The sequence below is a fragment of the Tardiphaga sp. GW821-FHT12E02 genome, assembly GCF_058807155.1.
In genome coordinates, this window is the sequence record NZ_JBXAQK010000001.1 from 385,369 (window position 1) to 401,571 (window position 16,203).

15 protein-coding genes, 1 tRNA gene and 1 riboswitch are annotated in these 16,203 nt (G+C 62.7%); of the genes, 9 read left to right on the plus strand and 7 right to left on the minus strand.

All coding sequences use genetic code 11. From position 1 onward, the window contains the following. Positions 1–219: 219 nt before the first annotated feature. A tRNA-Ala gene (locus tag AC1RQ5_RS01845) sits at positions 220–295 on the minus strand. 207 nt (positions 296–502) lie between these two features. On the opposite strand from AC1RQ5_RS01845, the gene AC1RQ5_RS01850 reads away from it, so the two are divergent. From AC1RQ5_RS01850 to folD, 3 genes are read left to right on the plus strand one after another with little or no spacing between them, the layout of a single operon-like run. After that, entirely contained in the window at positions 503–793 is a 291-nt protein-coding gene (locus AC1RQ5_RS01850) for a YggT family protein (protein WP_398484879.1), read from the plus strand. 5 nt (positions 794–798) lie between these two features. Beyond that, positions 799–1,137, plus strand: coding sequence for a DUF167 domain-containing protein (locus AC1RQ5_RS01855; protein ID WP_493196899.1), 339 nt, complete (start codon positions 799–801; stop codon positions 1,135–1,137). Continuing rightward, a complete protein-coding gene (gene folD / locus AC1RQ5_RS01860; protein ID WP_493196900.1) occupies positions 1,134–2,018 on the plus strand; it encodes a bifunctional methylenetetrahydrofolate dehydrogenase/methenyltetrahydrofolate cyclohydrolase FolD in 885 nt (294 codons plus the stop codon). Before AC1RQ5_RS01855 ends, folD begins: the two co-directional genes overlap by 4 nt. A 126-nt stretch (positions 2,019–2,144) precedes the next feature. Here folD and AC1RQ5_RS01865 read toward each other — a convergent pair whose 3' ends face one another. The 3 genes from AC1RQ5_RS01865 to AC1RQ5_RS01875 form a co-directional block, all read right to left on the minus strand. Continuing rightward, positions 2,145–3,620, minus strand: a complete 1,476-nt coding sequence (locus AC1RQ5_RS01865) for a M20 family peptidase (protein ID WP_493196901.1) — start codon at positions 3,618–3,620, stop codon at positions 2,145–2,147. Positions 3,621–3,655: 35 nt separating this feature from the next. Beyond that, positions 3,656–4,192: an inorganic diphosphatase gene (ppa, locus tag AC1RQ5_RS01870; RefSeq protein WP_398483476.1), complete on the minus strand. Its 537-nt coding sequence runs from the start codon at positions 4,190–4,192 to the stop codon at positions 3,656–3,658. A gap of 283 nt (positions 4,193–4,475) precedes the next feature. Then, positions 4,476–4,985, minus strand: a complete 510-nt coding sequence (locus AC1RQ5_RS01875; RefSeq protein WP_398483474.1) for a GNAT family N-acetyltransferase — start codon at positions 4,983–4,985, stop codon at positions 4,476–4,478. Between the two features lie 303 nt (positions 4,986–5,288). On the opposite strand from AC1RQ5_RS01875, the gene AC1RQ5_RS01880 reads away from it, so the two are divergent. After that, complete coding sequence (locus tag AC1RQ5_RS01880; RefSeq protein ID WP_493196902.1) at positions 5,289–5,753, plus strand: DUF2269 family protein; 465 nt, start codon at positions 5,289–5,291, stop codon at positions 5,751–5,753. Continuing rightward, the gene (locus AC1RQ5_RS01885; RefSeq protein WP_493196903.1) at positions 5,750–6,163 is read left to right on the plus strand and encodes a thiol-disulfide oxidoreductase DCC family protein; all 414 of its coding nucleotides are present in this window, start codon (positions 5,750–5,752) and stop codon (positions 6,161–6,163) included. The genes AC1RQ5_RS01880 and AC1RQ5_RS01885 overlap by 4 nt, the downstream gene beginning before the upstream one ends. A 77-nt stretch (positions 6,164–6,240) precedes the next feature. Here AC1RQ5_RS01885 and AC1RQ5_RS01890 read toward each other — a convergent pair whose 3' ends face one another. Then, complete coding sequence (locus AC1RQ5_RS01890; protein WP_493196904.1) at positions 6,241–7,482, minus strand: flavin monoamine oxidase family protein; 1,242 nt, start codon at positions 7,480–7,482, stop codon at positions 6,241–6,243. A gap of 83 nt (positions 7,483–7,565) precedes the next feature. Here AC1RQ5_RS01890 and maiA point away from each other — a divergent pair, with 83 nt between their 5' ends. Then, positions 7,566–8,234 carry a maleylacetoacetate isomerase gene (maiA, locus tag AC1RQ5_RS01895; protein ID WP_493196905.1) on the plus strand — a complete coding sequence of 223 codons (669 nt, stop codon included), beginning with the start codon at positions 7,566–7,568 and terminating at the stop codon, positions 8,232–8,234. 202 nt (positions 8,235–8,436) lie between these two features. Here maiA and typA read toward each other — a convergent pair whose 3' ends face one another. Further along, positions 8,437–10,260 (minus strand): translational GTPase TypA, encoded by a 1,824-nt coding sequence (gene typA, locus AC1RQ5_RS01900; RefSeq protein ID WP_493196906.1) that lies wholly within the window; start codon positions 10,258–10,260, stop codon positions 8,437–8,439. A 219-nt stretch (positions 10,261–10,479) separates the two neighbouring features. Further along, positions 10,480–12,030 carry an alkaline phosphatase D family protein gene (locus AC1RQ5_RS01905; RefSeq protein ID WP_493196907.1) on the minus strand — a complete coding sequence of 517 codons (1,551 nt, stop codon included), beginning with the start codon at positions 12,028–12,030 and terminating at the stop codon, positions 10,480–10,482. Positions 12,031–12,270: 240 nt separating this feature from the next. Further along, positions 12,271–12,477: riboswitch (cobalamin riboswitch) on the plus strand. A gap of 144 nt (positions 12,478–12,621) precedes the next feature. Between AC1RQ5_RS01905 and AC1RQ5_RS01910 the strand changes: the two genes are divergently transcribed. Genes AC1RQ5_RS01910 through AC1RQ5_RS01920 form a run of 3 tightly spaced genes read left to right on the plus strand, consistent with a single transcriptional unit; the run spans position 12,622 to position 16,202 of the window. Then, positions 12,622–13,326, plus strand: coding sequence for an ABC transporter ATP-binding protein (locus AC1RQ5_RS01910; RefSeq protein WP_493196908.1), 705 nt, complete (start codon positions 12,622–12,624; stop codon positions 13,324–13,326). A 1-nt stretch (position 13,327) separates the two neighbouring features. After that, entirely contained in the window at positions 13,328–14,731 is a 1,404-nt protein-coding gene (locus tag AC1RQ5_RS01915; RefSeq protein ID WP_493196909.1) for an ABC transporter permease subunit, read from the plus strand. A 1-nt stretch (position 14,732) separates the two neighbouring features. After that, complete coding sequence (locus AC1RQ5_RS01920) at positions 14,733–16,202, plus strand: ABC transporter permease subunit (RefSeq protein WP_493196910.1); 1,470 nt, start codon at positions 14,733–14,735, stop codon at positions 16,200–16,202. Position 16,203: the final 1 nt, after the last annotated feature.

Consider the following 16,203-nt stretch of genomic DNA (forward strand, 5'->3'; position numbering starts at 1 on the left):
ACGTCCGTCCGTCTTCGCCCTAACGGGCTTCGCCGGACACCACGCTTCGCCAAAAGGCTTCGCATGGCTGCGCCACGCGAGGTTTCGTGGAGAGTGTACAGCGAAATAAAGAGGGAGCTTCAACCTCCGTCCGTCTTCGCCCTAGCGGGCTTCGCCGGACACCACGCTTCGCCAAAAGGCTTCGCATGGCTGCGCCACGCGAAGCCTTTTGGCGAAGCGTGGTGGACCCAGGCGGGATCGAACCGCCGACCTCGTCATTGCGAACGACGCGCTCTCCCAGCTGAGCTATGGGCCCGTCAAGAACAGCACCGCGAAGCGGCGCAGGTCTGGAATGGGCGCCATTTACAATCCCCGTTAACGGCAAGTCAAGAACGACCCGCGCACGGCGCAAAGTCTCGATTTTCCGGGCTTTTTCGGCCCAGCCTTCCCTTGTTTGCGCAGGCGCGAACCGATATTTAGCCGAAGGTCCAATCCGCGACCCAACCATTGAGCCATTCCCGCCATGCGCGCCGTTCTCGATATCGTGCTGATCATCCTCGATCTCTACGTCTGGCTGCTGATTGCCTCGGCGATCCTGTCCTGGCTGATCGCCTTCAATGTGGTGAACACCCGCAACCAGTTCATCGCCGCCGTCGGCGAGTTCCTCTATCGCATCACCGAGCCGGTGCTGGCGCCGATCCGCCGGATGCTGCCGAGCCTCGGCGGCCTCGATCTGTCGCCGATCGTCGTGATCCTGATCATCATGTTCCTGCAGCGGGTGATCTCCTATTACATCTATCCGAACGTGATCTGAGCCCGTTGGCTGATCCCTGGCGATATGGCGCCGATGGCGTCAGCATCGCGGTTCGCGTCACGCCGCGCGGCGGCCGTGACGATATCGACGGGATCGAGGTGATGGCCAATGGCCGTGCGGTGCTGAAGCTCCGCGTCCGCGCCATTGCCGAAGGCGGCGAGGCCAATCGCGCCGTAACCGAGCTGCTTGCCAAAAAGCTCGGCGTGCCGAAGCGGGATGTCCGGCTGCTGTCGGGCGCCACCTCCCGCATCAAACAGATCGCCGTGACCGGCGATGCCAGGAAACTGGGGCTGCTTCTGCGCGACATCGCAGCCAGCCCGTCTGACGACAAGGACACAGCATGACCGCCAGCGTGATCGATGGAAAAGTGATCGCCGCCGAACTCCGCAGCCGCGTGGCCGCAGAAGTGGCGCGCGTGAAGGCCGATCACGGCCTCACGCCGGGCCTTGCCGTGGTGCTGGTCGGTAGCGATCCCGCCTCCGAGGTCTATGTGCGCAGCAAGCACAAACAGACCCAGGAAGCCGGCATGGCCTCCTTCGAACATGTGCTGCCGGCCGATGTCGCCCAGGCCGATCTGATCGCGCTGGTGCAGAAGCTGAACGCCGACGCTTCGGTGCATGGCATCCTGGTGCAGTTGCCGCTGCCGAAGGGCCTCGACACCCAGGCCGTCATCAACGCCATCGATCCCGCCAAGGATGTCGATGGCCTGCATCCCGTCAATGCCGGCCGCCTAGCCAGCGGGATGGATGCGCTGTCGCCCTGCACGCCGCTCGGCTGCATCATTCTGGCCAAGAGCGTGCATGAGAAACTCGACGGCATGAATGCCATCGTGATCGGCCGCTCCAATCTCGTCGGCCGCCCGCTGGTGCAATTGCTGCTGAACGAGAACGCTACCGTCACCATCGCGCATTCGCGCTCGCGCGATCTGCCGAAGCTGACCGCGCAGGCCGATCTCGTCTTCGCCGCCGTCGGCAAGTCCGAAATGGTGCGCGGCGACTGGATCAAGCCGGGCGCCACCGTGATCGATGTGGGCATCAACCGCCTGCCGGCGGCGGATGGCAAATCGAAGCTGGTGGGCGATGTCGCTTATCAGGAAGCATTGAAGACTGCGGGTGCGATCACGCCGGTGCCGGGCGGCGTCGGGCAGATGACGGTCGCCTGCCTGCTGGTGAACACGCTGCGCGCGGCCTGTGCGATCAATGGGCTGAAGCCGCCGGCGGTGTGACGCATTCACTGTCATCGCCCGCGAAAGCGGGCGATCCAGTAGACACCGCGATCAGCGTGTCGTCACAGCCGCCGCCGCATACTGGATTGCCCGCTTTCGCGGGCAATGACAGTGGAGAGGCATCGCTTACAGCTTCTCCATCAGTCGCCGATAAAACCGGATCATGTCCGCGTAATTCGCGATGCTGAGCCGTTCATTGGTGCCATGAAAGCGCTTCAGATCTTCGGCATTCGCGCGCACCGGCGAGAAGCGGAAGATGTTGTCGGTCACGCCGGCATAGTGCCGCGAATCCGTCGCCGCCACCATCAGACCCGGCGCCACCAGCGCATCCGGGAATATCTCGCGGATGGTCGTGTTCAGCGCGCGATATGAGTCGCTCGCGGTTCCCGTCACCGGTGGCGGATCGGTATTGCCGGGATATGCCTTGATCTCAATCTTCTCATTGCCGACCACCTTGCGCACATGCTCGGTCACGCTCGCCTGCGTATCCCCTGGCAGCAGACGGAAATTCACCACCGCTTCGGCATTGCCCGGCAACACATTGTCCTTGTCGCCGGCATTGAAGATCGTCAGCGCGGTGGTCGTGCGCACCGTCGCTTCGGTCGGGCCGCTCTTCTCGAATTCGCGCAGCAGCAACGGCTTGAACAGCCAGAGATTCGACAGCACCACGCGATTGAAGCCGCCCATCTCCGGCGCGATGGTGGCAAACATCTCCGCGACCGTGCTGCGGACCTGCATCGGCAAGCGCGCATTTTCCAGATGCGTCAGCGCGGCACTCATCATGCCGATGGCCGTCTCGCGCGGCGGCATCGAGGAATGGCCGGGGGTCGCACGCGCATTCAGCACCAGCGTCGCATAGCCCTTTTCGGCGACACCGATCAGCGCCATCGGCTGATCAAGACCCTTCAGGATTTTTTCGGTGATCAGCAGCCCCTCATCGAGAACGAAATCGAGCTTCACGCCGCGCGATTTCAGCAGCGCCGCCATCGCCTGCGCACCGCGGGTGCCGGAAACTTCCTCGTCATGGCCGAAAGCAAAATAGATCGTCCGCTTCGGGCGGAAGCCGGCCTTGGCCAGCGCCTCCGCTGCTTCGAGAATGGAATAGAGATTACCCTTGTCGTCCCAAGAGCCGCGCCCCCAGACGAAACCATCGGCAACGACGCCGTCAAAGGGCGGATACTGCCAGTCCTTCTCGGTGCCGGGCGCCACCGGCACCACATCCTGATGCGCGAGCAATGCGATCGGCCCGGCCGCGGGATCGCTGCCCTGCCAGGTGAACAGCAGGCTGTATTGGCCAACGAGTTCGAGTTTGGTCGCCGCGTGAAAAGCCGGGAAGCTGGCCGCGAGATGCGCATGCATCGCCCGCAGCGGGCCGGCGGACTGATCCGGAGTGAACGCGTTTGAGATAGTCTGGAAGCGGATCGCCTCGGCGAGCCTTAAAGCCGCGGCCTGTTCGTCCACCGCCACTTTCGGCGCCGGCGCCACGACAATCTGCCGCGAGCCCTGCCGGAACGTATTCACAAAAACCACCGCCGCGAGCACCACAATAATGGCGACCGCGGCGAGGATGATATTGCGAAGCCAGATCAGCATGCGGCGCATCGGAAACTCTCCCTGCACCGCGCGCCGATCAGCCCTTACTTCTTTTCGGCCTTTGCGCGCTCGATGCCTTCCTGGATCAGCTTATGCGCTTCCGCGGCATCAGCCCAGCGCACCACCTTGACCCATTTGCCGGGCTCGAGGTCCTTGTAGTGCTCGAAGAAGTGCTGGATCTGGTCCAGCGTGATCTGCGGCAGGTCGCTGTAGTTCTTCACCTTGTCGTAGCGCTGGGTGAGCTTCGAGGTCGGCACCGCGATGATCTTCTCATCGAGACCGCCTTCGTCTTCCATCAGCAGCACGCCGACCGGACGGCAGGCCATCACGGCGCCCGGCACGATGGCACGGGTGTTGGCGACCAGCACGTCGCACGGATCGCCGTCGCCGGAGAGCGTGTGCGGGATGAAGCCGTAATTGCCGGGGTAGCGCATCGGCGTGTAGAGGAAGCGATCGACGAACAGCGCGCCGGAGGCCTTGTCCATCTCGTATTTGATCGGCTCGCCGCCGACCGCCACCTCGATGACGACATTCACTTCATGCGGCGCCTTGGCACCGAGCGGGATCGCGTCAAGACGCATCGAAAGCTCCGGAATTCGCGTGACTGATGCGCGAGAGGTAGCGGAGCGGGGCGTTGGATTCAACGCCTAACCGCGCGAAATTGCGCGATTGGTGAATGGCTTAGCGGGAATACCTACGGGCAGTGCCCCAACTCCGCCCTCATCCTGAGGAGCGCGCTCTTGCGCGCGTCTCCCAGCGAATGGCGTAGCCATTCGCAAGGGATGGCCCAAGAACTCAGAGCCAGGCGATCTCACGGTTCGAGCCTGTGCTTCACGGCTCCTCACCTTGAGGGCTGGAAACGCCTCACGCGTTCCAGGCGAAAGCCACCTTGTCGAGCGACTTGGCGCCGAATCGCTCCGACGAGCGGGCCACCATGCGGCCCCCGAGCGCGCGGTAGAATTCCGTGGCGCCTTCATTGTCGGACAGCGCCCAGATCACGAGATTCTTCAGCCCGCTCTGCATCAGGTCGCGCTTGGCCGAGGCGAACAGGCGGCGGCCGAAACCGAGGCCCTGGAATTCCGGGCGCAGATAAAGCTCGTAGATTTCGCCTTCGAACTGCAGGCTGCGGGCACGGTTGCGGCCGTAATTGGCGTAACCGGCGACCTTGTCGCCGAAGCACAGCACGCTGACGCGGCTGCCCTTGCGGATCGCCGAATCCCACCACTGGGCGCCGCGGCGATTGATGAGCTTGTCGAGTTCCGGGCCGGGAATCAGGCCCTGATAGGCCGCGCGCCAGGCTTCGTCATGGGTGGACGCCACCTCAACCGCATCCGCGGTCCTGGCCGGCCGAACTTCGATCAGGGTTGTGCTCATGGATGTGATCAAAGCAGCGCATCGCGCCGGCTTCAAGAGCATCGTTAATTATCAGTTAACGTGTGGAATTTTTGCATCAGTTCCGTGAAAATCTGTCCCGGAAAAAGACAGATCGGTGCGGGATGGGCCAATGACCGGCCGGTTTTTCCACCGCCACACCTTCGAATGCGCGCCCAGCGATTCATCTACACGCATGTGTTGTCGTCCCCGCCTCGACCATCTGATTCGCGCGCACTACACTTGTCCGCCAGCGGCGCCGTGCTAGGCAGAGCCGGATACCCGTTTGGCCCCGTCGAGCATGCGATGACCGCCTATTTCATCCTCAAATTCCTGCATGTGCTCGGCGCCGTCGTCATCCTGGGCACCGGCGGTGGCATCGCTTTCATGATGCTGCAGGCCCATCGCTCCGGCGACGGCGCTTTCATCGCAGCAACTGCAAACACCTCCCTCGCCGCCACCGCGCTGCTCACCATCGGCGCCATGCTGCTGCAGCCCTTCACCGGCGGCCTCCTGATGGAGATGTCATCGACATCCGCCACCGAGCCCTGGATGATCGCCTCGCTGGTTCTCTATGCCGTGGCCAGCCTGATCTGGCTGCCGGTGCTGTTCATGCAGATCGAGATCCGCGCGCTTGCCCGCAGCGCTGTGGCCGATCGCGCACCACTGCCATCGCGCTATCACTCGCTGTTCCGCCGTTCGCTGGTGCTCGGCACGCTGGGCTTCGGCGCTATGCTGGCGATTCTCTGGCTGATGATCGCCAAGCCATGAAGGCACCTTGGCCCGATGACGACATCATCCTCTATGACGGCGTCTGCATCTTCTGCTCCCGATGGATCCGCTTCGTGGCAGCGCGTGATGTGGCAAAGCGCTTTCGCTTCACGCCGATCCAGTCTGAGTATGGCAGCCGTCTCGCACGACATTTCGGAATCGATCCGGATGATCCCGACACCAATGCGGTGATCCATGGCGGTGCGGCTTACTTCAAGTCAGACGCGGCACTGACGGTGCTATCGCAACTGCCGGGATGGAGCTGGGTGCGCGTGCTGTTCGCCGTGCCGGCGGCACTCCGCAATCCCGTCTACAACCTCATCGCCAGAAACCGCTATCGCATTTTCGGTCGCAGCGAGGCCTGTATGGTGCCGGATACGTCGCTGCGCGAACGCGTGATCGAATCGTAGGATGGGTTGAACGCAGCGATACCCATCACAACAAGCGCCGAGCCTGCGGTGATGGGTATCGCTGCGCTCAACCCATCCTACGGCTTCGCCATCACTTCCTTCGCCGCCCGCTCCCCGCTCGCGCGCGCGCCATGGGCCGTCGAGAAGAAATTCGGCGATGTCGCCTCACCCGCGAAGAACAGGCGATCATTCACCGGCTTGGCAAGCACCGCACGCGACTCCGCATGGCCGGGCTTCGCAGCTGAATAAGCGCCCTGCGCAAAGCGATCATGGCACCAACGGCTCTCCGCCAGCGGCGTCAGTTTGCTGCGGATATCCGATCCGAGCAATGCAACGATTTCATCGATACTTTGTGCCGCCAGCGCGCCCTCGCCCGCATCTTCCAGCTCACGCGCGAATGTGCCGCCGTAGAAGCCGGCAATGCAAGGCAGGCCGGACGGCCGCAGGTGAAAGCTGCCGATGCCAGTGCGAATAGCCGCGCCACGCAAACCGACATCAGCGGGCCATTTGCCTGCATCAGCAAGCGCCAGCATCACCTTGTTGTCTGCGCCAAGCGGCAGGCCGGCCGCGGCTTCGACTTTCTCCGGCAATGGCGGATGGAAGCGGATATTTTCATTGGCGAGGAGATTGGTCGGCACGCAGACGATCACCTTTGCCGCGCTCACCGTGCCGCGCGACGTTTCGATCTTCACACGCGATCCCGAATGATCGATCACCGTCACTTCCGTATTCAGCGCCACCGGACACGGGCCACCATAGGCGGCGATCAGCGCGCCATAGCCATCGGGCAGGCGCCAGTTCACCTCGGTGTCCTCATAGGAATCCATGTCGTGCAGCGACACGTCCTTGAGTTCAAATCCGTTGATATAGGTCGAGATCGCGTCGATCATCGGATTCCAGCGATTGCCCGGCTCGAGGCAGGTCGCGGCCGGCGCATCGTCGTCATTTTCCGCGGCCTCTTCCGCGCGATCGTAAAAGTCATCCATCGCGGCATAGAACTCGGCGCGCTCTTTCTTCGAGAACGCGCCGTCATAGGCCTGCTCGCGCCAGGGCGGACGGTTCCTGTCGACCTTGAAGCCGAGCTGTTTCGCGATGCCGACGAAATCGTTCCTGTCGGCCGAGTGCAGCCATTCACAGCCGAGATCGAACGGAATGCCGGGCGCCGCCATGATGGTGTGCGCACGGCCGCCGATGCGATCGCGGGCTTCGAGCACGATGACCGACAGGCCGGAATTCTCCAGCGTGCGCGCCGCGCCAAGGCCGGCGGCGCCGGCGCCGATGATGGCGACATCGACTTCGGAAGGGAGATTGCTGCTCATCGCGTCATTCACACCGGATTGTCGTGACACCGGGATAGAGGCTTGCTTGAATTATGCAAGTCACGCCCTCCGGAGCACACATCATGACCCAGCAACCCGACTATGAACTCTATGGCTATTGGCGGACCTCGGCGACCTATCGCGTCCGCGTCGCGCTCAACCTGAAAGGGCTGAAAGCGCAGGAGCATGTGGTCGACATCGACAAGGGCGAGAATCTCAGCGAAGCCTTCCTGAAGATCAATCCGCTCGGCGCCATCCCCGCTTTCATTGATAAGGGGCACGCGCCGCTGACGCAGTCGCTGGCGATCCTCGAATTCATCGACGAGACGCATCCAGCACCTCCGCTGCTGCCGGCCGATCCGCATGGCCGCGCGCGGGTACGGGCCATCGCCCATATGCTGGCCGCCGATACGCATCCGCTGATCACGCCGCGGGTACGAAAATATCTGACGACCACCGGGGGGTTTGACGACGCCAAACTACGCGGCTGGCTGGTGCACTGGTTCACGGTGGGCCTGCAGGCGGTGGAGCGACGGCTGGTGGAGGAGCCCGGCACCGGCGCATTCTGCCATGGCGATCAGGTGACGATGGCCGACATCTGCCTGGCCAGCATCACGGCGACCATGAAGGCGATCAAGATCCCGCTGCCGGATGTGCCGGTGATTGCCGCGATCGTCGCGCGCTGCGAGGCGATGGAGGCGTTTGCGAAGGCCGATCCGATGAAGCAGGTGGGCGCACCGAAGGCGTCGTGAAGCACACACTCTGTCATCGCCCGGCTTGACCGGGCGATCCAGTACACATTGACGCCAGTGATCGAACCGCATGGCTGGTGGTTACTCGATCACCCGCTTTCGCGGGTGATGACATGCAAAGCCTGGAATAGCCGAATGCGCAAACCAAAATGCCCGGCTTTCGCCGGGCATTCTACAACAGGAGAGCGAACGTCGAAGCCTCTTAAACGAAGGCTTCCTTGCTCTTCTCGGCGCGCTTGCGGTCGGTGGCGTCGAGGAACTTCTTGCGCAGGCGGATCGACTTCGGGGTGATCTCGACCAGCTCGTCGCTCTCGATATAGGCCAGCGCCTTTTCCAGCGTCATGCGGATCGGCGGGGTCAGGCGCACCGCTTCGTCCTTCGACGTGGTGCGAATGTTCGAGAGCTGCTTGCCCTTGAGAACGTTGAGTTCGAGATCGTTCTCGCGGGTGTGCTCGCCGATGATCATGCCCTTATAGACCTTCCAGCCCGGCTCGATCATCATCGGACCACGATCTTCCAGCTTGAACATGGCGTAAGCGACCGCTTCGCCCTGGTCATTCGAGATCAGCACGCCATTGCGGCGGCCGGCGATCTCGCCCTTATAGGGCAGGTAGTCGAGAAACAGGCGGTTCATGATCGCGGTACCCTTGGTATCGGTCATGAGTTCGCCCTGATAGCCGATCAGGCCGCGGGTCGGCGCGTAGAACACCAGACGCAGGCGGTTGCCGCCGGACGGACGCATCTCGATCATCTCGGCCTTGCGTTCGCTCATCTTCTGAACGACCACGCCCGAGAACTCCTCGTCGACGTCGATCACGACTTCCTCGATCGGCTCGAGGGTGTTGCCGTTCTCGTCCTTGGTCAGCACGACGCGCGGACGCGACACGCTGAGCTCGAAGCCTTCACGGCGCATGTTCTCGATCAGGATGGCGAGCTGCAATTCGCCGCGGCCGGACACGATCATCGAATCCTTGTCGTCGGATTCAACGACCTTGAGCGCGACATTGCCTTCGGCTTCGCGCAGCAGGCGGTCGCGGATCAGGCGGCTGGTGACCTTGTCGCCTTCGGTGCCGGCGAGCGGCGAGTTGTTGACGATGAAGGACATCGACACGGTCGGCGGATCGATCGCCTGCGCCTGGATCGGAATTTCAACCGAGGGATCGCAGAAGGTGTCGGCCACGGTGCCCTTGCTTAGGCCCGCGATGGCAACGATGTCGCCGGCTTCGGCGAGCTCGACCGGCTGGCGCTCGAGGCCGCGGAAGGCGAGGATCTTGGAGATACGGCCGGTTTCCACGGTCTTGCCGTCGCGCGACAGCACCTTGACGGTCTGGTTCGGCTTGACCGAACCCGACGCGATGCGGCCGGTGATGATGCGGCCGAGGAAGTTGTTGGCTTCGAGAATGGTGCCGAGCAGGCGGAACGGACCTTCTTCCACCACCGGCGGCGGCACATGCTTGAGCACCAGCTCGAACAGCGCCTTCATGCCGACATCGTGCGCGGCATCGGGGCTCGAGGCCATCCAGCCATTGCGGCCCGAACCGTAGAGGATCGGGAAGTCGAGCTGCTCGTCGGTCGCATCGAGCGCTGCGAACAGGTCGAACACTTCATTGACGACTTCGTCGATGCGCGCATCCTGACGGTCGACCTTGTTGATGGCGACGATCGGGCGGAGGCCGAGCTTCAGCGCCTTGCCGACCACGAACTTGGTCTGCGGCATCGGGCCTTCAGCGGCGTCGACGAGAACGATCACGCCATCGACCATCGACAGGATGCGCTCGACCTCGCCACCGAAGTCGGCGTGGCCCGGGGTGTCGACGATGTTGATCTGGGTGTCTTCCCACAGCACCGAAGTACACTTGGCGAGAATGGTGATGCCACGTTCTTTTTCGATGTCGTTGCTATCCATCGCGCGTTCCTGAACGCGCTGATTGTCGCGGAAGGTGCCCGACTGCTGCAGGAGCTTGTCGACGAGGGTGGTCTTGCCGTGGTCGACGTGTGCGATGATGGCGATGTTGCGCAGTTTCATGTGTCTTCTTCTGGTTCGACGAACGGATGCCCGAAGCGGGTTCTGCAAGACGTCAGCCCGGCGCACTCGTTGCGCGACCAACCCTATCCTGCCTGAAAACGCGCTGGGCAATCCCTGCAAAAGCAAACCCGGCCAATGGATAAAGGCCGGGTACTTGGGCGCGTTGCGGCGCAATATAGTCGGGAATGACCGAAAAACAATGTGAATCTGCCCTCGAAATTAGCCCATTTTGGGGTCCAGAACTGTACTCCAAAGGGCCGTATCGGCCCGATCTCGCAGAGTGACGGTCATCTGGCCGCTCGCGCCCTCAATCCGGACATGGCCGAAGAACTGCATACCGGCTGACGGCGGCAGGTTCTGCTTCCCCTCGCCGGGGGCCTTCACGTATCGGACTTCGGGGCCAAAGGTGTTGTCCATGCCGCCCGGGCCGAAGGTGCCGGCATGGAACGGGCCCGAGACGAACTCCCAGAACGGCTCGAAATCCTGGAACTGGGCCTTGTCCGGATTGTAATAATGCGCCGCCGTGTAATGCACGTCGGCCGTGAACCAGACGGTGTTGCGGATCCCCGCCGTCTTGATGAAACGCAGCAGGTCGGCGATTTCCAGCTCGCGCCCCCGTGCCGGGCCGTCCCCCTGCGCAATTGCCTCAGAACCGGACTTCGCCGCGGCATTGTCAAAAACCACGATGCCGATCGGCATGTCGGAAGCGATCACCTTCCAGGTTGCCCGCGAGTCCATCAGCGCACGCTTCAGCCAGGCCAGCTGCTCTGGTCCGATGAAATGGGCATCGGGGCCATAGGTCTCCTGCAGGTTCGGCCCGTTGGGCCCGCGATAGCTGCGCTCGTCCAGCATGAAGACATCGAGATGCGGGCCGTAATTCAGCACCCGATAGACGCGCCCGGGTTCGGCGGGATTGACCCGCACCGGATACATTTCATGAAACGCCCGCGCACCGCGCGCGGCCAGCACCATCACATCGCGCTCTTTATACGCTGCGGGCAACTGCTTTGACGCCGACCAGTTATTGGTGACCTCGTGATCGTCCCACTGGCCGAAGATCGGCACCTGTGCATTGAAGGCGCGGACATGGTCGTCGAGCAGATTGTATTTATGCGCCGCGCGGAATTCATCGAGCGTTTCGGCGACCTTGGCTTTCTCCGGCACCAGCGTGGTGTTTTTCCAGAGCGAGCCATCCGGCAACTTCACTTCTGCAACCATCGGCCCGTCGGCATAAATCGTGTCGCCGCTGTGGAGCAAAAAATCCGGATTGTGTTTTCGCATGGTGGCGAAGGTGACCATGCCGCCATCCTCCGCATTGATGCCCCAGCCCTGCCCCGCGACATCGCCACCCCAGACGAACGACACATCGCGGCGGTCCGCAGGCGCCGTACGGAAGCGCCCGACCACGGGCTCACCGATCACGCTCGTATGCGCGAGATCACGAAACCGCACGCGATAAAAGATGTCCTGCCCTGCCGGCAGATTCTCCAGCAGCAGTTTTGCCGTGAAATCGCTTTCCGGCAGCACCGTTACCGGCGGCAAAGCGCGCGCATGTTTGAACGACTCGGTGGTCGCCACCTCCACCATCATCTGCGCCGGCCGATCCGCCCGCGACCAGATCGTGCCGCTGTCGAAACCGATATCGCCGGACTGCACACCATGGCTCACCACCGGTCGATCGGCCGCGCGGCTGAAACGTGGCATCGCCAAGAGTCCCGCGCTTGCGGCAGCCGTCGTGAGGAAGCGGCGACGGGACACGCGGATGGCCATTGTGCTCTCCTGGAGTCGGCGATGGTGACGCAGGACGATCTAGGGCTACTACGCAACGCCCCTGTGACAGGCTGCCGCAGCGAGCGCAACAGCCGCCCGGCAAAGCCGTTTTCGGCTCGACACAGCCACTTCTTGTTCATCAAGATAATACCGAAGGGTGCCCACCAATTTCAGTCGAGGCCAAACGCGACAAGCGGAATTTTCCGCAGCGACGCGGCATTGACTCCCGGTGTCATTTCACCGAATTGTCCCCGCGACGGTTCCTTCGGGACCAATAGGGAATGCGGTGAGGCCAGTGCAGCGTCTGTTGCGCAAGCCAATTCCGCGGCTGCCCCCGCAACTGTAAGCGGCGAGCCTTTGCCACATGCCACTGGGCCACAACCCCGGGAAGGCGGCAGAAGGCCCTGACCCGCGAGCCAGGAGACCTGCCGTCGGCCGTGGTCACACGCGAGCACATCGGGCGGGGTGTCCTGATGGAAGCCGAGTTGCCTTCGCTGCGAATGGCAACACGGTTTGGTTTGCGGTGACGTGCCACGTTATCGCGAGTCCTTCGGATGATCTCTCTCATATCCAGCGTCAGCGCGGCGCTCCATGCTTAAAGCTACAGCCGTCAAGAAGCAGTTCGGCGCCAAGCTCGCGCTCGACGACGTCTCGCTCCATGTGCAGCCCGGCGATATCTATTGCCTGCTCGGCGCCAATGGCGCCGGCAAGACCACGCTGATCAACCTGTTTCTCAATTTCATCCAGCCGACATCGGGGCAACTCCTGATCGACAAGCATGATGTCACCGCGCAGCCGCTGGAGACCAAGCGGCTACTCGCTTACATCCCCGAACAGGTGAATCTCTACGGCCAGCTCTCCGGCGTGGAAAATCTCGCTTTCTTCGCCACCCTCGCTATTGGCGAAGAATTGCCGCGCGAGCGCCTGCTCGAATTGCTGCAAGCCGCAGGCCTGCCATTGCAGGCGGCGGATGATCGCGTCGGCACCTATTCGAAAGGCATGCGCCAGAAAGTCGGCATCGCCATCGCGCTGGCGAAGAATGCCAAGGCACTGCTGCTCGATGAACCGACATCCGGGCTCGACCCGTCAGCCGCCAACGAGTTCTCCGAACTGCTGGTCAATGCCAGCCGCAACGGCGTTGCGATCCTCACGACCACCCATGACCTGTTCCATGCCAAGCAGACCGGCACCCGCATCGGCATCATGCGGCGCGGCAAGCTGGTGCAGGAGCTGAACAGCGCCGATGTCAGCCACGCCGATCTGCAGGCGCTCTATCTCGAACATATGAGAGCCTGACGTGATCCTCACCATCGCCCGCAAGGATCTGCGCGAGATCATCCGCGACGGCCGCATGCTCTGGGCTGCGGCGCTCATCATTATTCTCTCCATCGTCGCCATGGCGTCGGGATCGATCCGGCAAGCGCAGATCAATAACGAGCGCGCCGCCGGGCAATCGCTCGATTATCAAGCCTGGCTGCAGCAGGGCGAACGGCATCCGCATGATGCCGCCGAGCAGGGCATGCATGTGTTCAAGCCGGAACCGCCGCTGGCGGTGCTCGATCCAGGCATCGAGCCTTTTGTCGGCTCCACCGTCTGGCTGCAGGCGCATCGCCAGAGCGAACTGAAATTCCGGCCGGCGCAGGATGCCACCGGGCTGCAGCGCTTCGGCCAACTCTCGCCCGCATGGATCGTGCAGGTGCTGGTGCCGCTGCTGATCATCGTCATCGGCTTCAGCGCCATCAGCGGCGAGCGCGAGCGCGGCACGTTGCGGCAATTGCTGAGCATCGGTGTGCCCGCGCGAAGCCTGCTGCTCGGCAAGGCGCTGGCGCTCGCCGCCTGCGCTTTTGCGCTGGTGATCCCGGTCTGGCTCGCTTTCTCCATCGTCGCCATTGGCCGTCTGCCCTCGGCCGAGCGACTGGATATCGTCTATCGCATGATGTGGTTGATCGCCGGCTACGGCCTTTATCTCGGCTTCTTCGTCTTCCTCACCATCGCCGTATCCGCATTGGTGCGCTCGTCGCGCGCAGCCGTGGTGCTGCTGCTCGGCTTCTGGGTCGCCGCCACCCTGATCGCGCCGCGCACGGCGTCCGAAGTCGCCAATGTAGTCTATCCCACGCCGTCACGGCTGGATTTCAACAACCACCTCTCGCACGACATTTCCGAAGCCGCAGATCAGGCCTGGAAAACCACCTTCAATGTCGATGCCCAATGGGATCCGTCGCTGCCGCTCAGCAAATGGGGCGCGGCGCTGAAGGTCGATGATCATGCCGGCTATGGCGTGCTCGACCAGACATTCGGCAAATTATGGGACACATTCGAGCACCAGCAGCGTTTCCAGCAATGGGTTGGCCTGATCGCCCCCGTGATCACGCTGCGCGGCTTTTCCATGGGCCTTGCCGGCACGGATTTCGCGCAACATCGCGATTTCTCCACCGCCGCTGAACTGCAGCGCCGCAAGATCCAGGACATTGTCAGCGACGATCTCGTCGCCCATGCCGACACGCTCGACAATGCGCATTTCAGCTACAAGGCCGGCGCCAGGCTTTGGGCCACCGTGCCGGAGTTCAAATACCAGCTCCCCACCATCGGTTTCGCCGCAAGCCGGTATTGGCGCGACCTGCTGCTCCTCGCCACGATATTCGCTGCCGCCGCCTTGCTCGCGCATCTCGCAGTCTCCCGCAGCCTGAAGCGCGTGGCCTGACATGTCACAGCACACCACCGCCTCGACCTTCTGGCTCATCTTCCGCCACGAGCTCACCATCCTCACCCGCGACCGCACGCTGCCGATCGTCGCTATCTTGCTGGCGTTGATGGTACTGGGTGGGCTGTTCGTCGGCATCACCCAGGCGCAGCAGCGCAACGCGATGATCGCCGAGGTGACCGCGCACAGCGAAAAGCGGCAAGCCAATAACGAGAAGACACTGCAATCGGTTCTGGACGGCAAGCAAGCGCTGGTCCCGTTCGGCAATCCCGCCAACCCCGCGGCGCTGGCCGGCAACCTCGCCGGCCGCCACACCACGCTGCCGAATCTGCCGCTGGCAGCACTCGCGATCGGCCAGTCCGACATGGTGCCGAATTATTACCGCATCTCGTATCTCAGCAAGGTGCAGTTCATGTATGACACCGAGATCGAGAATCCGTGGAATCTGCTCAGCGGCCATTTCGATCTCTCCTTCGTCATCACCTTCGTGCTGCCGCTGCTGGTGATCGGCTTGTCCTTCAACATGCTGTCTGCCGAACGCGAACAAGGCACGCTGCGCATGCTGTTCGCGCAGCCGATGGCGCTGACGACGTTGGTCGCCGCCAAGGCCAGCGCGCGCTATCTCGCGCTGCTGGCGATCCTGCTGCCGCTGCCGCCGCTCGTCCTGCTGGCGCTGTTTCCCGAAACCCGCACGGCAGACTCACTGCTCTTCATGGCGCTGTGGGCGCTGGTCGTCGCCAGCTACACGCTGTTCTGGTTCGCGCTCGCCGCGCTGGTCAATGCGTTCGGTCGTACGTCCTCCTCCAATGCCTTGATCATGATCTCCGGCTGGACGTTTCTCGTCCTCATCCTGCCCATCGTGATGAATCTCGTCGTCGGTGCCATCAGCCCGGCCCCATCGCGCACCGAGCTTGCCAGCCGCACCCGCGTCGTCACTGCGGATGCACTGCGCGAATATGAGGACATGTACAGCACGGATTATCGCTATGCCTCCGATCCCGAGACATTGACGGTGAAGGACGGCCGCATCGAAGTCCCCGCCCGCATGCGCGCGTTCTTCCTCGCCAAGCAGCGCGTCGATGCGCAGGTCGAGCCGCTGCTGAACCAGTTCGATCATCAGTTGCTCGAACAGCAGAAGCTGGTCGATACGATCGGCTTTCTGTCGCCAGCCATCCTCGTCAACGAGGCGTTGAACCTCGTCGCCGGCAATGACTCGCGCCGCTTCCTTGCCTTCAAGGCGCAGACCGAAACCTTCCACAATGGCTGGCGCGCCTTCTTTGCGCCGAAGATCGCAACAGACCAAGCAACAACGCTCGCCGAGATGGCCGCATTGCCGGTGTGGCAATGGCGCGAGACCGCGGCGGATACAACTTCGTGGCGCATCGCATCGCGCGCCGCGCTACTGCTGCTTGTGAGCTTGATCATCGCAATCATCGCGATGCGTCGATTGCGCCGTGGCCAGATCGTCTGAT